This is a genomic window from Amycolatopsis pretoriensis, assembly GCF_900107925.1.
In the GTDB taxonomy this organism is placed as follows: domain Bacteria; phylum Actinomycetota; class Actinomycetes; order Mycobacteriales; family Pseudonocardiaceae; genus Amycolatopsis; species Amycolatopsis pretoriensis.
Window position 1 is genome coordinate 646,231 of sequence record NZ_FNUJ01000004.1, and the last position, 21,870, is coordinate 668,100.

General features: G+C 71.3%; 23 protein-coding genes and 1 riboswitch. Of the genes, 17 read left to right on the forward strand and 6 right to left on the reverse strand.

The features are described from left to right. The first annotated feature begins 8 nt into the window (after nucleotides 1–8). The 7 genes from BLV96_RS20655 to folK all read left to right on the forward strand — a co-directional run bounded on the left by BLV96_RS20655 (nucleotide 9) and on the right by folK (nucleotide 6,599). Complete coding sequence (locus BLV96_RS20655) at nucleotides 9–794, forward strand: ESX secretion-associated protein EspG (RefSeq protein WP_086671416.1); 786 nt, start codon at nucleotides 9–11, stop codon at nucleotides 792–794. A gap of 121 nt (nucleotides 795–915) precedes the next feature. Beyond that, on the forward strand, nucleotides 916–1,731 hold the full coding sequence (locus BLV96_RS20660; protein ID WP_086671419.1) for an ESX secretion-associated protein EspG: 816 nt from the start codon (nucleotides 916–918) through the stop codon (nucleotides 1,729–1,731). A gap of 200 nt (nucleotides 1,732–1,931) precedes the next feature. Continuing rightward, nucleotides 1,932–4,334 carry an ATP-dependent zinc metalloprotease FtsH gene (gene ftsH, locus BLV96_RS20665; protein WP_086671421.1) on the forward strand — a complete coding sequence of 801 codons (2,403 nt, stop codon included), beginning with the start codon at nucleotides 1,932–1,934 and terminating at the stop codon, nucleotides 4,332–4,334. Next, complete coding sequence (gene folE, locus BLV96_RS20670) at nucleotides 4,312–4,917, forward strand: GTP cyclohydrolase I FolE (protein ID WP_167379683.1); 606 nt, start codon at nucleotides 4,312–4,314, stop codon at nucleotides 4,915–4,917. Before ftsH ends, folE begins: the two co-directional genes overlap by 23 nt. Nucleotides 4,918–4,952: 35 nt before the next feature. Beyond that, on the forward strand, nucleotides 4,953–5,759 hold the full coding sequence (gene folP, locus BLV96_RS20675) for a dihydropteroate synthase (RefSeq protein ID WP_167379684.1): 807 nt from the start codon (nucleotides 4,953–4,955) through the stop codon (nucleotides 5,757–5,759). Then, the gene (gene folB / locus BLV96_RS20680; RefSeq protein ID WP_086684890.1) at nucleotides 5,752–6,111 is read left to right on the forward strand and encodes a dihydroneopterin aldolase; all 360 of its coding nucleotides are present in this window, start codon (nucleotides 5,752–5,754) and stop codon (nucleotides 6,109–6,111) included. Before folP ends, folB begins: the two co-directional genes overlap by 8 nt. Further along, complete coding sequence (gene folK, locus BLV96_RS20685; protein WP_086684893.1) at nucleotides 6,108–6,599, forward strand: 2-amino-4-hydroxy-6-hydroxymethyldihydropteridine diphosphokinase; 492 nt, start codon at nucleotides 6,108–6,110, stop codon at nucleotides 6,597–6,599. Before folB ends, folK begins: the two co-directional genes overlap by 4 nt. A gap of 402 nt (nucleotides 6,600–7,001) precedes the next feature. On the opposite strand, the gene BLV96_RS20690 is transcribed toward folK, so the two are convergent. Beyond that, on the reverse strand, nucleotides 7,002–7,937 hold the full coding sequence (locus BLV96_RS20690; RefSeq protein ID WP_086684896.1) for a helix-turn-helix domain-containing protein: 936 nt from the start codon (nucleotides 7,935–7,937) through the stop codon (nucleotides 7,002–7,004). Between the two features lie 61 nt (nucleotides 7,938–7,998). On the opposite strand from BLV96_RS20690, the gene BLV96_RS20695 reads away from it, so the two are divergent. From BLV96_RS20695 to BLV96_RS20725, 7 genes are all read left to right on the forward strand, one after another. Continuing rightward, complete coding sequence (locus tag BLV96_RS20695; RefSeq protein ID WP_086684899.1) at nucleotides 7,999–8,460, forward strand: DUF3180 domain-containing protein; 462 nt, start codon at nucleotides 7,999–8,001, stop codon at nucleotides 8,458–8,460. Nucleotides 8,461–8,529: 69 nt separating this feature from the next. Then, nucleotides 8,530–10,737 (forward strand): DUF6779 domain-containing protein, encoded by a 2,208-nt coding sequence (locus tag BLV96_RS20700; protein ID WP_091389399.1) that lies wholly within the window; start codon nucleotides 8,530–8,532, stop codon nucleotides 10,735–10,737. Between the two features lie 395 nt (nucleotides 10,738–11,132). Then, nucleotides 11,133–12,236: a PrsW family intramembrane metalloprotease gene (locus BLV96_RS20705; RefSeq protein WP_086674443.1), complete on the forward strand. Its 1,104-nt coding sequence runs from the start codon at nucleotides 11,133–11,135 to the stop codon at nucleotides 12,234–12,236. Between the two features lie 90 nt (nucleotides 12,237–12,326). Next, entirely contained in the window at nucleotides 12,327–13,286 is a 960-nt protein-coding gene (locus BLV96_RS20710) for a Rossmann-like and DUF2520 domain-containing protein (protein ID WP_425266189.1), read from the forward strand. Next, nucleotides 13,283–14,188 (forward strand): pantoate--beta-alanine ligase, encoded by a 906-nt coding sequence (gene panC, locus BLV96_RS20715; RefSeq protein ID WP_086674445.1) that lies wholly within the window; start codon nucleotides 13,283–13,285, stop codon nucleotides 14,186–14,188. Before BLV96_RS20710 ends, panC begins: the two co-directional genes overlap by 4 nt. Before the next feature lie 8 nt (nucleotides 14,189–14,196). After that, nucleotides 14,197–14,694: an aspartate 1-decarboxylase gene (panD, locus tag BLV96_RS20720; protein ID WP_086674446.1), complete on the forward strand. Its 498-nt coding sequence runs from the start codon at nucleotides 14,197–14,199 to the stop codon at nucleotides 14,692–14,694. A 5-nt stretch (nucleotides 14,695–14,699) separates the two neighbouring features. Continuing rightward, nucleotides 14,700–15,479 carry a type III pantothenate kinase gene (locus BLV96_RS20725; RefSeq protein WP_086674447.1) on the forward strand — a complete coding sequence of 260 codons (780 nt, stop codon included), beginning with the start codon at nucleotides 14,700–14,702 and terminating at the stop codon, nucleotides 15,477–15,479. Here BLV96_RS20725 and BLV96_RS20730 read toward each other — a convergent pair. The 3 genes from BLV96_RS20730 to BLV96_RS20740 form a co-directional block, all read right to left on the reverse strand. After that, entirely contained in the window at nucleotides 15,476–15,892 is a 417-nt protein-coding gene (locus BLV96_RS20730) for a DUF6640 family protein (protein ID WP_167379661.1), read from the reverse strand. The genes BLV96_RS20725 and BLV96_RS20730 overlap by 4 nt on opposite strands. A 33-nt stretch (nucleotides 15,893–15,925) precedes the next feature. Beyond that, nucleotides 15,926–16,231 carry a DMT family transporter gene (locus BLV96_RS20735; protein ID WP_086674580.1) on the reverse strand — a complete coding sequence of 102 codons (306 nt, stop codon included), beginning with the start codon at nucleotides 16,229–16,231 and terminating at the stop codon, nucleotides 15,926–15,928. A 27-nt stretch (nucleotides 16,232–16,258) separates the two neighbouring features. Beyond that, nucleotides 16,259–16,323, reverse strand: a riboswitch (guanidine-III (ykkC-III) riboswitch). Nucleotides 16,324–16,348: 25 nt separating this feature from the next. Further along, nucleotides 16,349–17,101, reverse strand: a complete 753-nt coding sequence (locus BLV96_RS20740) for a class I SAM-dependent methyltransferase (protein ID WP_086674449.1) — start codon at nucleotides 17,099–17,101, stop codon at nucleotides 16,349–16,351. Nucleotides 17,102–17,178: 77 nt separating this feature from the next. Here BLV96_RS20740 and lysS point away from each other — a divergent pair, with 77 nt between their 5' ends. After that, nucleotides 17,179–18,690: a lysine--tRNA ligase gene (gene lysS, locus BLV96_RS20745; protein ID WP_086674450.1), complete on the forward strand. Its 1,512-nt coding sequence runs from the start codon at nucleotides 17,179–17,181 to the stop codon at nucleotides 18,688–18,690. 134 nt (nucleotides 18,691–18,824) lie between these two features. Then, on the forward strand, nucleotides 18,825–19,175 hold the full coding sequence (locus BLV96_RS20750; RefSeq protein ID WP_086674451.1) for a histone-like nucleoid-structuring protein Lsr2: 351 nt from the start codon (nucleotides 18,825–18,827) through the stop codon (nucleotides 19,173–19,175). 106 nt (nucleotides 19,176–19,281) lie between these two features. Here the strand turns inward: BLV96_RS20750 and BLV96_RS20755 are convergent, their stop codons facing one another. Beyond that, complete coding sequence (locus BLV96_RS20755; RefSeq protein ID WP_086674581.1) at nucleotides 19,282–20,145, reverse strand: helix-turn-helix domain-containing protein; 864 nt, start codon at nucleotides 20,143–20,145, stop codon at nucleotides 19,282–19,284. Nucleotides 20,146–20,178: 33 nt separating this feature from the next. On the opposite strand from BLV96_RS20755, the gene BLV96_RS20760 reads away from it, so the two are divergent. After that, nucleotides 20,179–20,748 (forward strand): TIGR03086 family metal-binding protein, encoded by a 570-nt coding sequence (locus tag BLV96_RS20760; RefSeq protein WP_086674452.1) that lies wholly within the window; start codon nucleotides 20,179–20,181, stop codon nucleotides 20,746–20,748. A gap of 340 nt (nucleotides 20,749–21,088) precedes the next feature. On the opposite strand, the gene BLV96_RS20765 is transcribed toward BLV96_RS20760, so the two are convergent. After that, complete coding sequence (locus BLV96_RS20765; protein ID WP_086674453.1) at nucleotides 21,089–21,850, reverse strand: (2Fe-2S)-binding protein; 762 nt, start codon at nucleotides 21,848–21,850, stop codon at nucleotides 21,089–21,091. Nucleotides 21,851–21,870 lie beyond the last annotated feature (20 nt).

A 21,870-nucleotide genomic window follows, 5' to 3' on the forward strand; every position in this document is an offset into this window, starting at 1 on the left:
GTGGCTCGATGCCGAACGCTGAGCTGCTCACCCCGGTCGAGGTGGACTTCCTGTGGGAGTCCGCCGGGCTGGGCGAGCTGCCGTACCCGCTGCGCGTCCGTTCGCACGGGGAGACCGTGGACGAGCGGTCGCTGTTGCGCCGGCGCACGTTGGAGGGGCTGGTCGCACGCGGGCTGGCCGACGGCCGCGGCCGGCCGGAACCGCACGTCGAGGACTACTTCGGCGTGCTGGCGCAGGCCGAGCTGAGCCTGGACGCGGTCCAGCTGATCGCCCCGGACGCCGAGCCGCTGCTGGCGATCGCCGGCGTGCTGGGCGGGCAGGGGCTGCTGGCCGTCCAGGACACGCGGGGCCTGCACCTGCAGCCGTGCCCGGTGGACGGGCTGGCCAGCGCGATCGTCTCCCTGCTCCCGGGCGCCCCGCGCGGTTCGGAGAAGTCGGTCACGGTCCCGCTGGAGCAGCTGGTCGGCGCGCACGGGGTCGACTTCCTGTCCCGCCGCGGCAACGGCGACGAGCGCGCGTCGGCCGACGAGGACCGCAAGGCGCTGGCGAAGCTGCACGCCCAGCCGCGGCTGCGCGGCGGCCAGATCGCGGCCAACGCGCGTTCACGCGTGGGCGGCCGCACCCGGACACCGGTGCTGAGCTGGTTCGACACGGAGACGGGCCGCTACTTCACCCAGGCAACCCGCGGCCGCGACGGCCGAGACTGGATCACCATCGCCCCCGCCGACGCGGCGACGTTGCGCCACCGGTTGGGCGAGATGCTGGCGGGAGCCGCGCAGACGAGCACGGTCTGACGGCCGCTTCGGCGCTTCTGCCAAGATCGGGCTCCGGCTTTCTCCGAGCGTGCGTGATCCGGCGATCACTTTTTGTCGGTACCGCGGGCTACGCTGAGCAAGAGTCCGATCCGGGAGAGTAGTGATGCAAGAGTTCTTCTCGCCGCTCGTGTTCGACTTCATGTGGGAGTCGGCGCAGGTAGGGGAGCTGCCGTACCCGTTGCTGGTCCGGTCGCACGGCGCGACCGAAGACGAGCGCGTCTCGCTGCGCCACCGCGTCGACGCCGAGCTGAAGGCCCGCGGCATCCGCGATCCGCGCGGCCGGCTCGCGCCGCCGATCGAGGACGCCCTGCAGCTGCTGGCCTTCGCCCCGCTGACCATCGACGCCCTGCACATCCCGCGGTTCGAGGCGCCCACCGTCGGCGTGCTCGCGGCGGCCGACGACACCCTCGGTGTCCTCGTGGTCCAGGACGCCGACGGCATCTGGCTGCGGGACATCCCACCGGACGGCCTGGTCTCCGCTGTCGTCGGCGTGCTCCCGGCCGGGCCGCGCGGGAGCGAGGCGTCGGTCACACTTCCGCTGGACGACGCCCTGCGCACCGCGCCGATCCGGGTGCCCGTCTCCCTCCCGGCCAACCCGGGCGAAGACCGCGGGAAGGCGCGCCGGACGCCGCTGAGCGAACGCGTCACGGCCGACCCGCGGGAGGCGTACGGCCGGATCTCCGGGCAGCCGCGGCAGTGCGGCGGTCAGCTGGCAGCGAACAGCCGTTCGCAGGTCGGGGCCAAGCAACGGTCCCGGGTGCTGGCCTGGTTCGACACCGCGACCGGGCGCTACCTCAGCCTCTCCCGCGCAGGTACGGACGGCCGCGAGTGGGTCACGGTCGCCCCGGCCGACCCGGCGACGCTGCGGACCCGGCTGGGCGAGATGGTGAGCAGTGTGTCGGACGGCACGCGTTAGCGTGACCTCCGAGGACGCCGGCCGGGAACCCGGGCGCGGTATCGCCCGTTGACCTGCGAGAGGCTCACAGGGGATGAACGCGGCGGCGGACGGTACCCTGATGGGACGGGTGTCCAGGCACCGGGTTGTCAACATCGTGATGGCGGGTATCACAGGAGCCGCCCAACCAGGGAGGGTCGAGGCCACCAGGGCCGAGTCGTATGAACCGGAAGAGCGTGCTCAGGAACCCACTGCTGTGGATCGTCGCGGGGTTGCTGGCGTTGTTCGCGTACAACACGATCTTCGACAGTGATCGTGGGTACACCCAGGCACCCATCTCGGTGGCGAACTCCCAGATCTCCTCGAACAACGTCAAGGAAGCCAGCCTCGAGGACAAGGAACAGCAGCTCAAACTGCTGCTGAACAAGCCTGTCGACGTCGATGGCCAGCAGGTCACCCAGATCATTTCGCAGTACCCTTCGGACGCCACCCGCCCGATCTACGACTCGTTGATCGCGGCGAAGAACGGCGGCCAGCCGATCAAGTTCACCACCAAGGTGACCCAGCAGGGCGTGCTGACGCAGATCCTCATCTTCGCCATCCCGCTGGCCCTCGTCCTGGGCCTGCTGATGTGGATGATGAACAACGCCCAGGGTGGCGGGAACCGCGTCCTCAACTTCGGCAAGTCCAAGGCCAAGCAGCTGAACAAGGACATGCCCAAGACGACCTTCGGGGACGTCGCGGGTGCCGACGAGGCCGTTGAAGAGCTGTATGAGATCAAAGACTTCCTGCAGAACCCGGCGCGCTACCAGGCGCTCGGCGCGAAGATCCCGAAGGGCGTGCTGCTCTACGGGCCGCCGGGTACCGGTAAGACGCTGCTCGCGCGAGCCGTCGCCGGCGAAGCGGGCGTGCCGTTCTACACGATCTCCGGCTCGGACTTCGTCGAGATGTTCGTCGGTGTCGGTGCGTCTCGGGTGCGTGACCTGTTCGAGCAGGCCAAGCAGAACGCGCCGTGCATCATCTTCGTCGACGAGATCGACGCGGTCGGCCGCCAGCGCGGCGCCGGCCTCGGCGGCGGTCACGACGAGCGCGAGCAGACCCTGAACCAGCTGCTCGTCGAGATGGACGGCTTCGACGCCCGCGGCGGGATCATCCTGATCGCGGCCACGAACCGGCCCGACATCCTCGACCCGGCGCTGCTGCGCCCCGGCCGGTTCGACCGGCAGATCCCGGTGTCCGCGCCCGACCTGCGCGGCCGCAAGGCGATCCTCGAGGTGCACGCCAAGGGCAAGCCGATCGCGCAGGGCACGGACCTGACCAGCCTGGCCAAGCGGACCGTCGGCATGTCCGGTGCGGACCTGGCGAACGTCCTGAACGAGGCCGCGCTGCTCACCGCCCGCCAGAACGGGCACGTGATCACCGACGTCGCGCTGGAAGAGTCGGTCGACCGCGTCGTCGGCGGCCCCGCCCGCAAGAGCCGGATCATCTCCGAGAAGGAGAAGAAGATCACGGCCTACCACGAGGGCGGGCACGCGCTCGCCGCGTGGGCGATGCCGGACATCGAGCCGGTCTACAAGCTGACGATCCTGCCGCGCGGCCGCACGGGCGGGCACGCGCTGCTCGTCCCCGAGGACGACAAGGACCTGATGACCCGCTCCGAGATGATCGGGCGGCTGGTCTTCGCGATGGGTGGCCGCACGGCGGAGGAGCTCGTCTTCCACGAGCCCACCACCGGCGCGTCCTCCGACATCGAGCAGGCGACGAAGATCGCCCGCGCGATGGTCACCGAGTACGGCATGAGCGCCCGGCTCGGCGCGGTCAAGTACGGCCAGGAGCAGGGTGACCCGTTCCTCGGCCGCTCGGCCGGCCGGCAGGCGGACTACTCGCTGGAAGTGGCGCACGAGATCGACGAGGAGGTGCGCAAGCTCATCGAGACGGCGCACACCGAGGCGTGGCACGTGCTCAACACCTACCGCGACGTGCTCGACGAGCTGGTCATCGAGCTCCTGGAGAAGGAGACGCTGACCCGCAAGGACCTGGAGCGGATCTTCGCGACGGTCGAGAAGCGCCCGCACATCACCGTGTTCAACGAGTTCGGTGAGCGGACGCCGTCGGACAAGCCGCCGATCAAGACCCCGGGCGAGCTGGCGATGGAGCGCGGCGAGCCGTGGCCCCCGCCGGAGAAGGAGAAGCCGGTCCTGAAGCCGGAGCCGACCCCGGTCGGCACCGCCCAGGGCGCGGGCGACCTCCCGGGCGGCCCGCCGTACCCGGCGCCGGCCGACCCGAACGCCAACCCGTACGCCCCGCCGCAGCCGGGCGCCTACCCGAACGGCGGCCGTCCGTACGGCGGCTCGAACGGTGGCCCCAACGGGACGTCGCACTGGCCGCAGACCTACGGCGGCCAGCAGCCGGGCAGCTACCCGCCCGGCCAGAGCGGCCCCCCGAACTACGGTGCCCCTCCGGGCTGGACGCCCGCGACCTCGCCGGGCGGTCAGCCGGGTCAGTCGTGGCGGCCCGGTGGTGAAGAACGCCCTCGTGAGCACGGCTGGTTCGCCGATCAGGCGGGCAACCAGCAGAACGAGGGAGAACGTCGTGACGTGGATGGACCAGACAAGCCGCAGTGACGCCGACCGCCCGGTCTTCGACCAGGACCGGGCGGAGAAGGCGATCCGCGAGCTTCTGCTGGCGTGCGGCGAAGACCCGGAGCGGGACGGTCTCAAGGAGACCCCCGCCCGGGTGGCCCGCGCGTACCACGAGATGTTCGCGGGCTTGTACACCGAGCCGGACTCGGTGCTGGACCGGACTTTCGACGAGTCGCACGAAGAACTCGTGCTGGTCACGGACATCCCGATGTTCAGCCAGTGTGAGCACCACCTGGTGCCCTTCCACGGCGTCGCGCACGTCGGGTACATCCCGAACGCCGCCGGGAAGGTGACCGGGCTGTCCAAACTGGCCCGGCTCGTCGACCTCTACGCCAAGCGCCCGCAGGTCCAGGAGCGCCTGACCTCGCAGGTCGCCGACGCGATCGTGCGGAAGCTCGAACCGCGCGGAGTCATCGTCGTGATCGAGGCCGAGCACCTCTGCATGGCCATGCGCGGTATCCGGAAGCCCGGTGCGCGCACGACCACCTCCGCCGTGCGCGGGCAACTGAAGAACTCGCCGTCGTCGCGGGCGGAGGCGCTCGACCTGATCAAGGCGCGCCGGTGAGCGTAGGGCTTCCCGCTCCCGGCCGGTGCGTCGTGATGGGCGTGCTGAACGTGACGCCCGATTCCTTTTCGGACGGTGGCCGCTACCTCGGGCTCGAGCAGGCACTGGAGCACGCGCGCGAGATGTGGGCGCGTGGGGCCGACCTGATCGACGTCGGCGGCGAGTCGACGCGGCCCGGGGCGGCCCGGGTGGACGCCGAGACCGAGCTGCGGCGCATCCTGCCGGTCATCCGCACGCTCGCCGGCGAAGGGATGGCGCTGTCGGTCGACACGACCCGCGCGGCCGTCGCCGCCGCGGCGCTCGAGGCCGGGGCGCACATCGTCAACGACGTCTCGGGCGGGCTGGCCGATCCGGACATGGCGCGCGTCGCCGCGGACAGCGGGGTGCCGTGGGTGCTGATGCACTGGCGCGGGCACAGCCAGGACATGCAGGCGCTGGCGTCCTACCAGGACGTCGTCGCCGACGTGCGGGCCGAGCTGCTGTCCCGAGTGGACGAAGCGCTCGCCGCGGGGGTCGCCGAAAGCGCGATCGTGCTGGATCCCGGGCTGGGTTTCGCGAAGAACGCCGAGCACGACTGGGCGTTGCTGCGCGGGCTGGACTCGTTGCTGTCGTTGGGTTTCCCGGTGCTCGTGGGGGCGTCGCGCAAGCGGTTTCTCGGCCGGCTGCTGTCCGAAAAGGACGGCACGCCGCGGCCGCCGGACGGCCGTGAGGACGCCACCGCCGCCATTTCCGCGCTCGCCGCGGCCGCGGGGGCGTGGGGCGTACGGGTGCACGAGGTCGGGGCGTCGCTGGACGCGGTCGCCGTGGCCGCCGCTTGGTGGAAGGGTTCCCCGGATGTCTGACCGGATCACGCTGACCGGCCTGCGCGTGTTCGGCCGCCACGGCGTGTTCGAGCACGAGAAGCGCGACGGGCAGGAGTTCGTCGTCGACGTCACGGTGTGGCTGGACCTCGGGCCGGCCGCCGCGTCGGACGACCTGACGAAGACGCTGCACTACGGCGAGCTGGCCGAGCTGGCGGCGGGGATCGTCGCGGGCGAGCCGTACGACCTGATCGAGAGCGTCGCGGGCAAGATCGCCGACGAGGTCATGCGCGACGAGCGGCTGGGCGCGGTCGAGGTGACGGTGCACAAGCCATCGGCGCCGATCCCGCTGACGTTCGACGACGTCGCGGTGACGGTCCGGCGCGATCGGTGAGCCGCGCGGTGCTGTCGCTGGGCTCGAACCTCGGCGACCGGCTCGGCTTCCTGAAGCTGGCGCTCGACGCGGTGCGGCCGGCGCTGGTCGCGGTATCGAGCGTGTACGAGACGAAGGCGTGGGGCGTCGAGGACCAGCCGGACTTCCTGAACGCGGTGTGCGTGGTCGACGACCCGGCGCGCGACCACTGGGCGTGGCTGCGCACGGGCCAGGCGGCCGAGCAGGCGGCGGGCCGGGTCCGCGAGCTGCGCTGGGGGCCGCGGACACTGGACGTCGACGTGGTCACGGTGGACGGCGTCGAGTCGGCCGACCCGGAGCTGCTGCTGCCGCACCCGGGAACGCCGGACCGCGCGAGCGTGCTGGTGCCGTGGGCGGAGATCGAGCCGGCGGCGGTGCTCCCGGGCCACGGCCCGATCGCTCAGCTGCTGGCCGCCCGCCCGGCGGACGAGGTGGCGACGGTCCGCCGGACGGACCTCGAACTGCGCTAAAGCTCCCCACCGCCCCGAGGCGGGCGGTCGATCACCGGGCAGCGGGCGGCCGCCCGCCGCCAACGGCCGGACCCGGCGTGGAGGCGAACCTCGGCCGGCTCTCCTGACTGACCAAGTGCCACCCCGACAGGTAGGCCGGCCAGCCAAGTGCGGCGACGGGTGCGCGGGCGCCTGACCGGCTGGCCAACTGCCTCCCGCTGCAGTGCCGGAGCCTGTGGACAACTCCGGACCCTGTGGACAACCCGACTGCGTGGAACCGGAATCGTCGGTCCTCGCGAGTAACGTTGAAACCGGGGGTCCCCCGAGCGGCCGGGGGGGGGCGGAAAGATGGCCTATCGGTGAGCCGGACGTGGCCGTTACCGATCACGCCCGGCCCGTCGCCGAGTTGTCGTTCCCGTGCGGTCAGCCGCGCAGGGCTTCGATCATGTAGCGGACCGCCGGCTGGGCCGTCGGGACCGGGGGCCAGCCGTTGATCGTCGCCAGCAGCTGCCAGTACCTCTCCGCGCGCGGGTCGCCGCTCGTCTCGAACCGGTCCGCCATCTCGCGGCGGAACACCGGGGACGCCGGGTCCTGGTCCGGCCGGGCCGTCGCCGCCGCGATCTCGGCCGCAAGCGTTTGCCCCGCCTCCGACGTCGGCGAATCTCCTGCCGCCACCGCCGCTTCGGCGCGGGAGACCCAGCCCGGCCAGTTGGTCTGCCAGGCCGAGGACGGCTGCTCGAAGTCGCCGTCGCGGATCTGCTGGGCCTGCGTCTCGCTCATGCCGCGGATCAACGCCCGGAACGAAGGATCCTGGACGAGCTCGGCGAACTCGATCCACGCCTCCAGCTGCTCCGGCGACGGGTCGTCCGGCAGCTCCGGCTTGCCCGCGCGCATGCGCTCGTAGAACCCCTGGTCGATCTCGAGCCCGGACACCATCTCGTCCCAGAACTCGTCCACCAGCCGCTTGCGCTCCTCGTCCGACATCGACGCGAGACGGTTCATCAGTTTCACTTCCTCCAGCTCGGAATCACGCTTGGCCACCGCGCGCAGCACCGCCCGGCGCAGCCGCAGGCGCCGGATCTGCTCGTCCAGCGCCTCGACGTGCCGGGTCGCCAGCTCGCCGACCGTCGCCGACCGCGCCAAAGCAGCCGAGACGTCGGCGAGGCCCAGCCCCAGCTCGCGCAGGGTGCGGACGAGCTCGAGCCGGGCCATCGCCGCGGCGTCGTAGAGGCGATAACCGGCGTCCGTCCGCTCGGTCGGGGGCAGCAGGCCCTCGTCCGAATAGAAGCGGATCGTCTTGACCGGCAGGCCGGTCCGCCGGGCCAGCTCGCCGATGGTGAAAGTCGCGGTGGTGCCCACTTGACGCATGATGAACTCTCCAGTCGGTGGAGAGTCAAGCCTCGCACGGTACGGTTGTCCCATGCACTTCACCCGGCCTCGCGACCTGGTGGTGGCCGGGCTGCTCGGCCTGGTCCTCGGCTACCTCCTCTTCGTCGTCGCGTACGGCTCACTGCCGCAGCTGCCGACGTTCGCCGGCGTCACCTTCGCCGTGCTCGCCCTGGTCGAGGCCGGGCTCGCGTTCTCCATCCGCTCCCGGATCAAGAACGGCCGGGTCGTTGCCGCTATCGGGATCGCCCGATCGGTGGCCCTGGCGAAGGCTTCGTCACTCGCCGGAGCGTTCATGGGCGGCGCCTGGCTGGCCGCGCTCGCCTACGTTTTCCCGCGACGTGACGAACTCGTCGCCGCGGTTCTCGACACCCGGGCCGGCGTCGTCGGCGTCGTGTCGTCAGCGGCCCTGGTAGCAGCGGGTTTGTGGCTGGAGCACTGCTGCCGGACCCCGCGCGACCAAGAGCGGGAGCACACCCGCGGGACGACCGGTTAGCGCTGGAATCCCACCGCTCGCGGGACCGAGTAGGTCTCGTTCGGATTACGAGCAGGTACGGTGTCAGGCATGACCGGCGTGGGTGACGACTCGCGCGGCCGCCTACTGGGCAGGCCGTGGCTCGTCGTCGGATTCGTCCTCGCCATCGGAGCCACCCTCGCACTGGTGCTCAGCGACGATCTCCGCTACCTCAGGCTCGGGATCGTCGCCGCCCTCTGGGCTGCCCTGATCGGCGCTTTCCTCGCCGTGAAGTACCGCAAGCACGCGGCACACAGCGAGGACGCGGTCGCCGAGGCGCAGGCTGTGTACGAACTGGAGCTGGAACGCGAGATCGCGGCCCGGCGTGAATTCGAGCTGGAGGTGGAGGCCGAGAACCGCACCGCGGCCGACTCCCAGGGCCGCGAGGAGCTGGAGGCGCTGCGCGCCGAAGTCTCCGCGCTGCGCGACAGCCTCCAGTCGCTGTTCGGCGGCGAGGTGCTGCTCGAACGCGTCGCGCTGACCGCGCAGGCGACCCGGATGCGCAAGCTCTCCGACGAGAACCGCATGATCCCCGACGCCGCGCCGAAGAAGAAGCCGGCGCAGCTGATGGCCGGGAAGAAGCCGGCCGAGCAGGGCGAGCGGCCGACCGAGCTGATCGACCGCGTGCTCGACGAACGACGTCGCAAGGCGTCGAACGGGAAGCCCGCGAACGGCAAGGGACTCGGCAAGGGCAAGGGCTTCGGCGGCAAGCCGGTCCCGAAGGCCCCGGCGAACGTCTCCGTGCAGAGCACCCAGCAGATTTCGCGGCCGTCGCCGTTGAGCGAGCGCCGGCCGCCGGTGCCGTCGGTCGACCCGGCGCTGAACGCGGCGCAGCGCGAGCTGAAGGCCGCCGAGCTGCGCGCCGAGGCGGCCCGCCGCCAGGCCGAGTCGCAGCCGATGCGGCTGCCGAAGCCGGACGAGGTCGCCAAGCAGCCCGAGCGCCGTCCCGAGGCCGCCGCCGAGCCGACCCGCCAGGTGCCGCGGCCCGAGCCGAAGACCGAGATCCGCCGCGCGCCGGAGCCGAAGACGGAGATCCGCCGTCCCGAGCCGCCGCCCGCACGCCGTGCGGAGCTGTCGCGGCCGGCCATGCGGCCCGCCGAGGTGTCGCGCTCGGACCTGCCGCGCGTCGACGCGCCGCGGCCGGGCGAGGTGTCGCGGTCGGACATCCCGCGGGTCGAGCGGTCGATGCCGGACATCCCCCGCGTGGAACGGTCGATGCCGTCCATTCCGCGGGTGGAGATGTCGCGGCCGGACATCCCGCGCGTGGAGCGCTCGATGCCCGCGATCCCGCCGGTGGAGCGGTCGATGCCGGCCATTCCGCGGGTGGAGATGTCGCGCCCGGACATCCCGCGCGTGGAGATGTCGCGGCCGGACCTGCCGCGCGTCGGCAACGGTGCGCGTCCCAAGCCGCCCGAGCCGCCGCGGCCGGCGCCCGCCCGGCCCGCCCCGGTGAATCCGTCGGAGATGTCCCGGTCGGACATCCGGCCGGTGACCGACCTGAGCGCGGCCTTCCAGAACCGCGACGACTTCGCCGAGCGCCAGCGCCCGAACCGGCCGAAGCCGCCGGAGCCGAAGCCGCCGCCGATGCCGCGGGACGCCACGGCGTCGCGTCGCGACCTCCCGGTCGTCCCGCCGACGGCCCCGGTGCCGAACAACCCGCCGGCCGCGCGGCAGCCGTCGCGGACGAACCTGCCGCCGGTGGTGCCGCCGACCACGCCGGTCCCGGCCGCCGACGGGCGCCGTCCGTCCCGGCTGGAGCAGTTCTCGCGGGCGGACATGTCGCCGATCCTCGAGGAGCCGGCGTCGCGCCACGGGGGTTCGCACCGCGCGCCCGCCGAGGCCGCGCAGGCCGAGACGCCGATGGCGAACCCGACGCTGCCGGAGTCGGTCCGCAACTACCAGGGCCGCTCGGGCGGCCGCCGCCGCAAGCCGGACGAGTCGCAGCAGATGCCGGCCGTGCCCGCCGCCCCGCCGGAGCCGACGGGCGGTGGCCGCCGCCGTCGCCCGGACGGCGAGCCCCCGGCGTGGGAGGGCATGGTCGCCGAGCGGGCGTCGATGTCGCGCCGCAACATGGCCCCGGTCGACCCGGCGGACGTGGAGCAGAACGGCAACGGCAACGGCCACGCCCGCAACGGCCGCCGCTCGACCGAGGCGCCGGGCAGCGGTTCGCACACGGCGGGCCGTTCGGTGAGCGAGCTGCTTGCGGCGAACGGCGGAACGGGCTCAACGCCCCGCCGCCGTCGCCGCGCGGAGGACTGAGGACCGCAGGACCCAAGCGCCCCAATGTGGCCTTCGGTGCGTGTGACGCACCGAAGGCCACATTGGGTGCGTGTGACGCACCGAAGGCCACATTGGGTGCGCGTGACGCAACCAAGGCCACATTGGGTGCGCCTGACGCAACCAAGGCCACATTGGGGCGCACTCGGAGCGCCCGGCTGCCGGCCACGAGCGCGCGGCGGGCCGACCACAGCGCCCGCGGGCCGATCCGGGTCGCTCGGCGGGCCGACCTGGGGCGCCCAGCAGGCTGAACCCAAGCCGTGTGTGCCAGGTGGCGTTTCCGTTCCTGTCCGGTCTGCGTAGGGTGACCGGCTGTGAGCGGAACCCTCTCGCCCGCGACGGGACTCGACCGGGGACGGCGGCCTCGCCGGATCACCGTGCTGCTGCCGGTGCTCGGCCTGATCGTGGTCGCCCTCTGCGGCCTGTTCCTCTTCGGCCTGGCCACCGCGCGGGTCGGCCCGCTCGCCGTCACCATCGGGGTTCTCGCCGCGCTCGTGCCGGTCGCCGGCGTGGTCGCCGGGTTCCTCTGGGTCGACCGCTGGGAGCCCGAACCCGCGAAGTTCCTCCTCCTCGCCTTCGCCTGGGGCGCCTGCATCGCGACCATCACCGCGCTGCTCATCAACACCACCGCCGAGGCCGTCGGCGACGAGCTGCTCGGCAAGGGCAGCGGCAACACCGTCGCCGCGCTGGTCTCCGCCCCGATCGTCGAGGAGGCCGCGAAGGCCCTCTTCGTGGTGCTCCTCGTGTGGCGCCGCCGCGAAGAGTTCGACGGCGTCGTGGACGGTGTCGTCTACGCCGGGTTCAGCGCCGCCGGGTTCGCGTTCACCGAGAACATCTACTACTTCGGCCGCGCGTTCGCCGACTACGGCTTCGGCGACGGGCACAGCCAGGGCGTCATCACGGCGTTCTTCCTCCGCGGCGTCCTCGCGCCCTTCACGCACCCGCTGTTCGCCGTGCTCACCGGCATCGGGATCGGCATCGCCGCGCGGACGACCACGAAGGCGATGCGGGTCCTCGCGCCGATCGCCGGCTACCTGGCCGCCGTCTGCCTGCACGCGCTGTGGAACAGCGCCGCGCTGCTGGGCGGCTCGAAGTTCCTCACCGTCTACTTCCTGATCATGCTGCCGCTGTTCCTCGGCGTGGTCTACCTGGTCGTCCTGCAACGACGGCGTGAGCAGCGCATCATCGCCACCGCCCTGCCGCACATGGCCGCGCAACGGTGGATCGCGCCGTCCGAGGTCGACCTGCTGGCGAGCCTGCCCGGGCGGCGCGCCTGGCGGCGGCAGGCGAAACGCCAGTCCGGCAAGCGCGCCGCGAAGGCCGTCGCCGTCTACCAGGCGAGCGTGACCGAGCTCGCGTTCCTGGACCGCCAGGAGCTCACGAGCGACGACGACCGGCAGCGCCAGCAGGAGCTGCTGCGCACGTTGAAGGCCGCCCGCGCGGAGGCGACGCGCCTCGCCGACGAGGCCGCCCGAGGGTGACCCGGTCCGGGTGAAGCTTGTCACCCGGGCTGAACGCTGCGCGCTCAATCGAGTTAGTCTCGCGCCGTTCGTCCGGTACCCGGGAAGGGACTGGAACGAGAGCAGAGGGAGTCTGCCAACCATGAGCGTCCACAGGCGAACGCCATGATGAGGCCCGCTCGCCTGGCGGTCGGCGTCGTTTCCGCCGGCCGGGTGGGCAGCGTGCTCGGTGCCGCGCTGGCCCGGGCGGGGCACACCGTGGTCGCCGCGTCGGGGCTGTCCGCCGCGTCGCTGGCCCGTGCCGAACGCCTCCTCCCCGACGTGCCCCTGCTGCCGCCCGACGAAACCGTCCGCCAGGCGGACCTGGTGCTGCTCGCCCTCCCCGACGACGCCCTGGCCGGCATGGTCCGCGGGCTCGTCGCGACCGAGTCGCTGCGGCCCGGCCAGATCGTCGTGCACACCTCCGGCGCGCAGGGCATCGACGTGCTCGCCCCCGCCGCCGAGGCCGGGGCGCTGGCGCTCGCGCTGCACCCGGTGATGACGTTCACCGGCCGCGAAGAGGACCTCGAGCGGCTGACGGCGTGCAGCATCGGCGTCACCGCGGCCGCGGACGACGAAGCGGCGTGGAACGTCGGCGAGGCGCTCGCGGTCGAGATGGGCGCCGAGCCGGTGCGCATCCCCGACTCCGCGCGAGCGCTCTACCACGCTGCGTTGACCCACGGCGCGAACCACCTGATGACGCTGGTCGCCGACTGCGCGGAAGTCTTGCGGGAAGCGGGAATCGGGCATTCCGAGCGCCTGGTGGCACCACTGCTTTCGGCGGCGTTGGATAATGTTCTGCGACACGGCGACCGCGCCCTCACCGGGCCGGTCGCGCGTGGCGATCTCGGCACCGTCCGCAAGCACCTCGCGGTGCTGGCGGACCGGGCGCCGGAGGTGGAGCCGGCCTATCGCGCGCTGGCCAGGCGCACGGTGGCGCGTTCGTCGGCTGCCGGGCTGCTGGACACCGCGGCCGCCAAAGACCTCACCGAACTCCTCGACGATCCCGCCGAAGGGCAGCACGACCAGTGACCACACCGAAATTCAGCCGCGGCACGTTGAACACGTTCGCGTCGCCGGAGCAGATGAGCCAGGTCAGCCGGGCCCTGCACGGCGTCGGCCGCAAGCTGGCGCTCGTGCCGACCATGGGTGCGCTGCACGCCGGCCACCGCGAGCTGATCCGCCGCGCGAAGCGGCTGCCGAACAACGTCGTGGCCACGTCGATCTTCGTCAACCCGCTGCAGTTCGGCGCGGGCGAAGACTTCGAGGCCTACCCGCGTCCGCTGGAGGCCGACCTGGCCGTCCTGGGCGAGGACGGCGTCGAAATCGCGTTCACGCCCAGCGCCGACGCCCTCTACGGCGAAGGTGCGGCCGTGACCGTGCACCCGGGCCCGCTCGGCGACGAGCTGGAGGGCGCGGTCCGGCCCGGCCACTTCGCCGGCGTGCTGACGGTCGTCGCGAAGCTGTTCAACCTGCTTCGCCCCGACTACGCGCTGTTCGGGGAAAAGGACTACCAGCAGCTGGTCCTGATCAAGCGGATGGTGCGGGACCTGAACATCGACACGCACGTCATCGGCGTGCCGACCGTGCGGGAGCGCGACGGGCTGGCGCTGTCGTCGCGCAACGTCTACTTGACGCCTGAGCAGCGCGAAGACGCCGTCGTCCTGTCGGCCGCCCTCACCGCGGGGGCGTTCGTCGGGCGCGACGGTGCGGACGCGGTCCTCGAGGCCGCGTCGAAGACCCTCGCCGCGCGGCCCGCGGTCGAGGTGGATTACCTGGAGTTGAGGGGAACCGACCTCGGGCCCGCGCCCGTCGATGGTGAAGCACGACTGTTGATCGCGGCCCGGGTGGGGAGTACCCGGCTGATCGACAACGTTCCGGTGTTGCTCGGCGCCGCCGTCGAACACCCGGAGCGGCTGGACGCAGGGGAATAGGAGTCCACATGTACCGCACCATGCTCAAGTCGAAGATCCACCGCGTCACCGTGACCCAGGCCGACCTGCACTACGTCGGCTCGGTGACGGTCGACGAGGACCTGATGGAGGCCGCGGACCTGCTGCCGGGGGAACAGGTGTCCATTGTGGACGTCACCAACGGCGCGCGGCTGGAGACCTACGTCATCAAGGGCGAGCGCGGCAGCGGCGTGCTCGGCATCAACGGCGCCGCGGCGCACCTGGTGCACCCGGGCGACCTGGTCATCCTCATCTCCTACGGGCAGATGGACGACGCCGAAGCCGCGACGTACGAACCGCGCGTGGTGTTCGTCGACGCGGACAACCGGATCGTCCACCGGCACGCCGACCCGGGCTACGCACCCGAGGGATCGGGGCTGCTGTCCGGCACGGTGACGCTGCCGCCGGAGGAGGAGACGGCGGTGTTCCCGGTCGCGGAGACGGCCGACGCCCGCCGCCTCGACGCGTTGCTGCACGCCGAAAGCTGACGCGCTTGCTGCTCACCGTCGACGTCGGCAACACGAACATCGTCCTGGGGCTCTGGTCCGGCCACGACCTGGTCGGCGACTGGCGCATGCGCACGGACGCGCGCATCACGGCCGACGAGCTGGCGTTGACGGTGCGCGGCCTGCTGGGCCCGCACGCGGATTCCGTGTCCGGCATCAGTGCTTTGTCGACGGTGCCGGCGGTCCTGCGCGAACTGCGCGTGATGCTTGCGCGGTACTACGCGGCGGTTCCGAAGATCGTGGTGGAGCCGGGCGTCCGCACGGGCGTGGCGCTGCTGGTGGACAACCCGAAGGAGGTGGGCGCGGACCGGCTGGCGAACACGCTGGCCGCGCACCACCTCCACAGCGGGACGGCGTGCGTGGTGGTCGACTTCGGCACGTCGACCAACGTGGACGCGATCTCGGCCCGCGGCGAGTTCCTGGGCGGCGCGTTCGCCCCGGGCATCGAGATTTCGGTGGACGCGCTGGCGTTGCGCGCGGCGGCGTTGCGGAAGGTCGAGCTGGTCCCGCCGCGGTCGGTGATCGGCAAGAACACCGTGGAGTGCTTGCAGTCCGGGATTTTGTATGGATTCGCCGGGCAGGTGGACGGGTTGGTCAAGCGGATAGTGCGCGAGCTGTCGCCGGGTGGCACGGAACCGGTTGCGGTGCTGGCGACCGGGGGTTTGGCGCCGTTGGTGATCGGTGAGTCCGAGACGATCACCGATCACGTGCCGGATCTGACGTTGCTGGGGTTGCGGTTGGTCTACGAGCGCAACATCCGGGGTTAGTTCCCGTTGCCGGTTCGCGCTAGCCGGCGCCGTTCGAGCGCGTACCCGAGGGTCGTCACTGCCAGGGCTGGGAAGGCCACCTTGGCCTGCGGAAACTTCTTCGTCCCGGGCGGATCCACGGCCTTCGAGCCCGGGTAGGCCAATGCGGAAATCTGCGTCAGCCAGTACAGCGACGCCAGGACGGCCCCGGCGTCGAGGCCCTCCCGGGTCGACGGCCGGCGCCACAGCTGCCACAGGCTCGTCGCCCCCAGCGCGAGACCGAGGCTCATCGTCTGCCCGTTGTGGAACTTCGCGTGCGGCGGCCAAGCCGGGTTGTGGACGTGGGTTTCGTTCCAATCGGCACGGTACGGACCGACGGCCGTCACGAGTGACGTCAGCGAGATCAATGCTCGTCCCAACGATTTCCTGCTCATCCCCGCAGTATGGAACCTCCAGCTTGATCGAGGTCAAGGCAGGATCTTCAACCCGACCACACCCGCGACGATCAACCCCAGACACGTCAACCGGGCCGCCGTCACCGAGTCGCCGAGCACGACCATCCCGTACAGCGCCGTGCCGATCGTGCCGATGCCCACCCACACCGCGTAGCCCGTCCCCAGCGGGATCTCCCGCAGCGCATACCCCAGCCCGCTCATGCTCAACACCAGCGCGACCACGAACGTCGCCACCGAAGCCGGCTTGAAGAACCCCTTGAGGGCCGCCGCCCAGACCGTTTCCAGGATTCCGGACACCACCAAGACCAACCAGGACATGACAACCCTTTCGCAGTGCTGGTACACACTGCGCCGTCTTGTCCTGACCGGGTACGACGCGCTCGTCCGGGACGCCCGGGTGGGGTCCCTTCCGAAGTTAGCATGACAAAAAATGTCTCAACGGCGACGGGCGCGCAGTCCCCACGTGAGCAATGGCAGGTCGAACTCGCCGCTCGCCGTCGCCGGATTCGCCGCCAGGAACTCGCGCAGCCTCGTCAACAGCGCCGCCGACTCCTCCGGTGCCGAGACGATCACCATCGAATACGTTCCGATCGTTTCCAGCAGGCTCTCCGCCGTGCGCCGTTGCGCATGGTGAAACCGGTCGCTTTCGAACGGTTCGAACTCCGGGTGCGCCACCCCGCGCAAATCCTCCGTGGCCGCCGGCCGGCGGGCACCTTCGCGGTCGAGTTCGGTGAACTTCGCCACCCACGGCACCGAATCGTCTTCGTAGTTCCACATCGGCACCAGCACGCCACCCGGGCGCAGCACGCGGGCGATCTCCGTCATCGCCGCCGGCACGTCGAACCAATGGAACGCCTGGCCGACGAATACCGCGTCGACGTCCGCGTCGGGCAACGGGATCCGTTCCGCGCGGCCCGCCAGCGACGTCGCCGATGGCACCACGCGCCCCAGTTCGGCGCGCATTTCCGGGTCCGGTTCGACCGCTGTGACGTCGAGCCCGAGCTCCGTCAGGGCGAGGGTGAGCTTGCCGGTCCCGGCACCCAGGTCGAGTACGCGCCGCGGTGCATCGCGAGCGCCCGAAAGGCCCCATTCGATCGCTTCCCGCGGGTAGCCGGGCCGGTGCTCGGCGTATGCGGCCGCCCGGCTGCCGAACGAAGCCGCCCGGCGGGCGCGCGTGGGATCACTCACCCGGCCCAGGTTAATGGACGGAAAGGAAAGGTAATCCGGTTGGCGTAGCGCGCACCCGGGTTCGTACCCTATGGGCCATGACCGAAAACCCCGCTTCCACCAGCGTGCCCGCCGAAGACGAACTGCCCGAGCAGATGCGGGTGCGCCGGGAGAAGCGCGACCGGATCCTCGCCGAGGGTATCGATCCCTACCCGGTCGAGGTACCCCGGACGCACTCGCTCGCCGAGGTGCGGGCGGCGCACGAGGGGCTGCCCGTCGACACCGCCACCGGCGAGACCGTCGGCGTCACCGGCCGGGTGATGTTCCTGCGCAACACGGGCAAGCTGTGCTTCGCGAGCCTCCGCGAGGGCGACGGCACCGAGCTGCAGGCCATGATCAGCCTGGCGAAGGTCGGCGAGGACGCGCTGGCGGCGTGGAAGTCCGACGTCGACCTCGGCGACCACGTGTTCGTGCAGGGTGAGGTCATCACCTCGAAGCGCGGCGAGCTGTCCGTGATGGCCGACGCGTGGCGCATCACGTCGAAGGCGCTGCGCCCGCTGCCCAACGCCTTCAAGGACCTGGCCGAGGAGACGCGGATCCGCCAGCGCTACGTCGACCTCATCATGCGCCCGAAGGCGCGGGACGTCGTGCGCACGCGCGCCGGCGTGGTCCGGTCGCTGCGGGAGTCGTTCCACCGCCGCGGGTTCACCGAGGTCGAGACGCCGATGCTGCAGACGCTGCACGGCGGCGCCGCGGCCCGCCCGTTCGTCACGCGGTCGAACGCGTTCGACATGGAGCTGTTCCTGCGGATCGCGCCGGAGCTCTACCTCAAGCGCTGCGTCGTCGGCGGCATCGAAAAGGTCTTCGAGATCAACCGCAACTTCCGGAACGAGGGCAGTGACTCCTCGCACTCGCCGGAGTTCGCGATGCTCGAGTACTACGAGGCGTACGCCACTTACGACACCAATGCGGCGATGACCCGCGAGCTGATCCAGGAGGCTGCGCAGGCGGTGCTGGACACCCAGGTGGTCACCCTGCCCGACGGTTCGGAGTACGACCTCTCCGGCGAATGGACCACACTCGGAATGTACGAGTCGCTGTCCGATTCCCTCGGCGAAGAGGTGACGCCGGAGACACCCGCCGCCAAACTGCACGGATTCGCGCAGGCCAGGGGCCTGGAAGTGGATCCGAAGCTCGGGCACGGGAAGCTCGTCGAGGAACTGTGGGAACACCTCGTCGGAGATCACCTGCACGCCCCCACGTTTGTGCGTGATTTTCCGCTGGAGACGTCGCCATTGACGAGGCAGCACCGCTCGCGGCCCGGCGTCGCCGAGAAGTGGGACCTCTACGTGCGCGGATTCGAACTCGCCACCGGATACTCCGAGCTGGTCGATCCGGTCGTCGAACGGGAACGGCTCACCGAACAGTCACTGCTGGCCGCGCAGGGTGATAGCGAAGCCATGCGGCTCGACGAGGATTTCCTCCGCGCCCTGGAGTACGGAATGCCGCCCAGCGGCGGTGTCGGAATGGGGATCGACCGGCTCCTGATGGCGCTGACCGGTCTCGGTATCCGGGAGACGATCCTCTTCCCGCTCGTGCGACCTGAATAACCCGGCAGTGTCGTTTACCGCAATGAGATTTGCGCTGTCCTCCAGAAGCGGGTACTAATGTTCTAGACAAAGTCTTCTGTCCGGGGCTCGCCCCGTAACCAGATCATTGCGCAAGTCCCCGCAGGAGGAATCGGATGGCACAGAAGGTGCTCGTCTCGCTGGTCGACGACCTGGACGGCAGCGAAGCGGAAGAGACCGTCGAGTTCGGTTTGGACGGCGTCAGCTACCAGATCGACCTCTCTTCGGAAAACGCCGAGGAGCTGCGGGACGCGCTCGCCCAGTACGTCGAGCACGCCCGTCGCGCGGGTGGCCGCAAGCGCGCTTCGGTGCGTCCGGTCGCGGGCAAGGGACCGTCCCGTCCGGCCGCCGTCGACCGCGAGCAGAACCAGGCCATTCGGGCGTGGGCGCGCAAGAACGGTTACGCGGTTTCGGACCGGGGGCGGATCCCGTCCGAGGTCGTCGACGCCTACCACAAGAAGAACTGAGGACCCTTCCGCCGGTCCGGGTGCACGCAGGTCACCGGGCCGGCCGGAAACTCCTCGAAGCGGGGTACAGCCGAGGCCGCCGGGCGAATTCGCCCGGCGGCTTTCTTCATGTCCGTTCGCTGTCCGGTGTCCGTTCGCTGTCCGCTCGCGCCGCCCGGGCGTACTCCGCGGGCGGCGCACCCGTCACCGCCCGGAAATCGCGGATGAAGTGCGACTGGTCGCTATAGCCCAGCCGATCCGCCAGTCCGGCGTAATCCGGCTCACCTTGAGTGGTGATCCGTTGCGCGGCGTCGTTGAGCCGGTAAATCCGGATCGCCCACTTGGGGGTGCACCCGACGTGTTCGGCGAACAACCGCTGTACGGACCGGGTGGTTAGTCCAGTATCCGCGCACAGTTGCGCCACCCGGGTAATTCCGGGATCTCGTGCGATTGATTCCACGGCCTCGGCGGCCCGCCTCGCGGCCGGTGAGAGCACGACGGGATTTGCGATCAGCAAGTTGTCGATCGCGCGGACCATTGGCTCGTCGCCGGCCGCGTTCTGCACCGATTCCGCGGCTTCGATCGCCTTAGGACCGAAAACGTCCGCGAGCGGGACAGCGCGGTCGGTGATGTCACTCACCGGGGCATCGAGGAACGCGCGGAAGCACCCGGGCCGGAAACGCACACCCAAGCCTTGGACGCGGCCTTCGAGGCGGTGGGAAAAGACGTCGTGCGCCGGTCCGTAGACGCCGGACGCGCCGGGGAAGAACGTCACGTGCACCGCGAGGTTCGGCAGGACGCGCTGGTCGTGGGCCGGTTTGCCGCGCAGGTCCCAGTGCAGCACCCAGTGGTAGTCGACGAAGTCCGCCAGCTCGGGCGCCGGTGCGTAGCGGTTGAGCGTGAACATCGTGCGCGCGGTGGCCTCGGCCACGATGCCGCGCGGGATCCGGTGCTCGCCCACGTGCCCACGGTAGCTGTCGCGTTCCTTCAAGACGGCCCGGCGGTCGCCGGGTTGGATCGCGGGATGACCGCCTCGCTCGTCCGGCCCGCCGCGGCCGAGTTCCTCCGGGTCGCCCACGCGGTGACCGACCTGTCCACTCCTACGCCGTGCGCGGGCTACGACGTTCGCGGGTTGCTGAACCACCTCTTGTACTGGGGCCCGTGGCTCCTCGCCGCGGGCCGCCGCGAGGACCCGCCGGTGCCGTCGGCCCCCGAGGCTTCCGCCGGTCTGGTGACCGAGGACTGGCGGGCGGCGCTGGAGAAGCAGACGGAGACGCTGGTGGACGTCTTCGGGACACCATCGGTGTGGGAGGGCATGACGGCGCTGGGAACGGCCGAGCTGCCGGCGGCGGTGGTCGGCGACATGGTGCTGGGCGAGTTCGTCCTGCACGGCTGGGACCTGGCCCGGGCGAGCGGGCAGGAGCTGCGCTGCGCACCCGAGGCGGCGACGGCGGTGTACGAGTCCGCGGTGGCCATGGGTGAGCAGGCGCGGTCGATGGGTGTTTACGGGGAGGCTGTGGTGGTTTCGGAGGGAGCTTCGCCGTTGGAGCGGGCTCTCGGTGCTTCGGGGCGGGATCCGGCTTGGACCGCCTGACGGTTGTCCACAGGGGTGCTCGGATGTGGGCAACTTCGGTGCTCGGGCGGCGATCGGCCGGTTTTGCCGGGGGGGGCGATAGACTGGGACGGGGACGCCCCCCAGGGACGGGCGGGGGCTGTTTGAGGGGTCAAGGCCTTGGCAACCAGCCTCGGGCCGCGGCGGCCACCTCCTCGACTCACGTGCGGGCGGCTCGGCAAAGGTCTTGAACGAGTCATTCAGGACCTCCCAAGCCCTGAATGAGCCTTTCAAGACATCCGGCGAGCCGGTCACCGGCCTGGGCCGCGACCCTTGCAGCAGTCCTGTCAGGGACGGCCGGGGGCATCCGAGGGGTCTGGGGCTACCGGGCGCAGGTGCGTGGGCAGCCGTCGCACTCGGACTCCGCCGGGAGCAAGTACGAAAAGCAGCAGCTCTCGCGCCGCCGGGTCCACTGGCGGTTCGCCAGGCGCAACGTCGAGGCCGACGTCAGCGGCGGGTAGCGCGCGTCGAGCACCAGGGCCGCGTCCGCGACGGCCGCGCCCTCGGTCTCCGGGGTCCGGCCCGCTCCCCACAGGGCGCTCTCCAAGGCGTCCGTCGCCGCGGCCCAGAGCGTCCGGCGGCCGAAGGGGCTGTGGGGCCTGTACGCCTGGACGAACTCGGCCGCGTGCGCCGTGTAGCGCGCCCGGAGGACCGCCGCCAGGGCCCGCTCGTCGCGGACCACCGTCGCGCCCGGGGTGGCCGACGCCGGGTCGGTCGGCAGGCAGCAGAACTCGTCGCCGAGCACCGCCGGCGCCTCCGGGTAGGGCTGACCGGTACCGAGACGGAAGGCCAGGTCCGCGGGCCGGAGCGAGGGCACCCGCCGCTCGTGGTGCAGCAGCAGCGCGCCGATCCGGGCCGGGACGTCCAGGTACCACGCGACCAGGTACGCGTCGGCGGTCCGGGGCGGGGCCTCGCCGTACTCGCGCCGCAGCCAGCCGGTCAGGCGCGTGCGCCACTCGCCCAGGAAGCCGCCCAAGGCCGTCGAACAGCGGAGCCCGCCCGCGGGCACGTCCCGCCGCAGGTCGAGCCGCCGCAGGGACGGCGCGAGGCCGTCGGCTGTCTCGCGGGTGCTCGGCTGCGTCACGACGTCCTCCTTAGGCGTGC

What these genes read in the sequence shown, in the direction of transcription:
- folE (WP_167379683.1), top strand. Translation starts at nt 4,312, where the DNA reads ATGGACCAGACAAGCCGCAGTGACGCCGACCGCCCGGTCTTCGACCAG.
- BLV96_RS20700 (WP_091389399.1), top strand. Translation starts at nt 8,530, where the DNA reads ATGACCGGCGTGGGTGACGACTCGCGCGGCCGCCTACTGGGCAGGCCG.
- lysS (WP_086674450.1), top strand. Translation starts at nt 17,179, where the DNA reads ATGACCGAAAACCCCGCTTCCACCAGCGTGCCCGCCGAAGACGAACTG.
- folP (WP_167379684.1), top strand. Translation starts at nt 4,953, where the DNA reads ATGGGCGTGCTGAACGTGACGCCCGATTCCTTTTCGGACGGTGGCCGC.
- BLV96_RS20750 (WP_086674451.1), top strand. Translation starts at nt 18,825, where the DNA reads ATGGCACAGAAGGTGCTCGTCTCGCTGGTCGACGACCTGGACGGCAGC.
- BLV96_RS20735 (WP_086674580.1), bottom strand. Translation starts at nt 16,231, where the DNA reads ATGTCCTGGTTGGTCTTGGTGGTGTCCGGAATCCTGGAAACGGTCTGG.
- BLV96_RS20695 (WP_086684899.1), top strand. Translation starts at nt 7,999, where the DNA reads ATGCACTTCACCCGGCCTCGCGACCTGGTGGTGGCCGGGCTGCTCGGC.
- BLV96_RS20655 (WP_086671416.1), top strand. Translation starts at nt 9, where the DNA reads ATGCCGAACGCTGAGCTGCTCACCCCGGTCGAGGTGGACTTCCTGTGG.
- folB (WP_086684890.1), top strand. Translation starts at nt 5,752, where the DNA reads ATGTCTGACCGGATCACGCTGACCGGCCTGCGCGTGTTCGGCCGCCAC.
- ftsH (WP_086671421.1), top strand. Translation starts at nt 1,932, where the DNA reads ATGAACCGGAAGAGCGTGCTCAGGAACCCACTGCTGTGGATCGTCGCG.
- panD (WP_086674446.1), top strand. Translation starts at nt 14,197, where the DNA reads ATGTACCGCACCATGCTCAAGTCGAAGATCCACCGCGTCACCGTGACC.
- BLV96_RS20760 (WP_086674452.1), top strand. Translation starts at nt 20,179, where the DNA reads ATGACCGCCTCGCTCGTCCGGCCCGCCGCGGCCGAGTTCCTCCGGGTC.
- BLV96_RS20730 (WP_167379661.1), bottom strand. Translation starts at nt 15,892, where the DNA reads ATGAGCAGGAAATCGTTGGGACGAGCATTGATCTCGCTGACGTCACTC.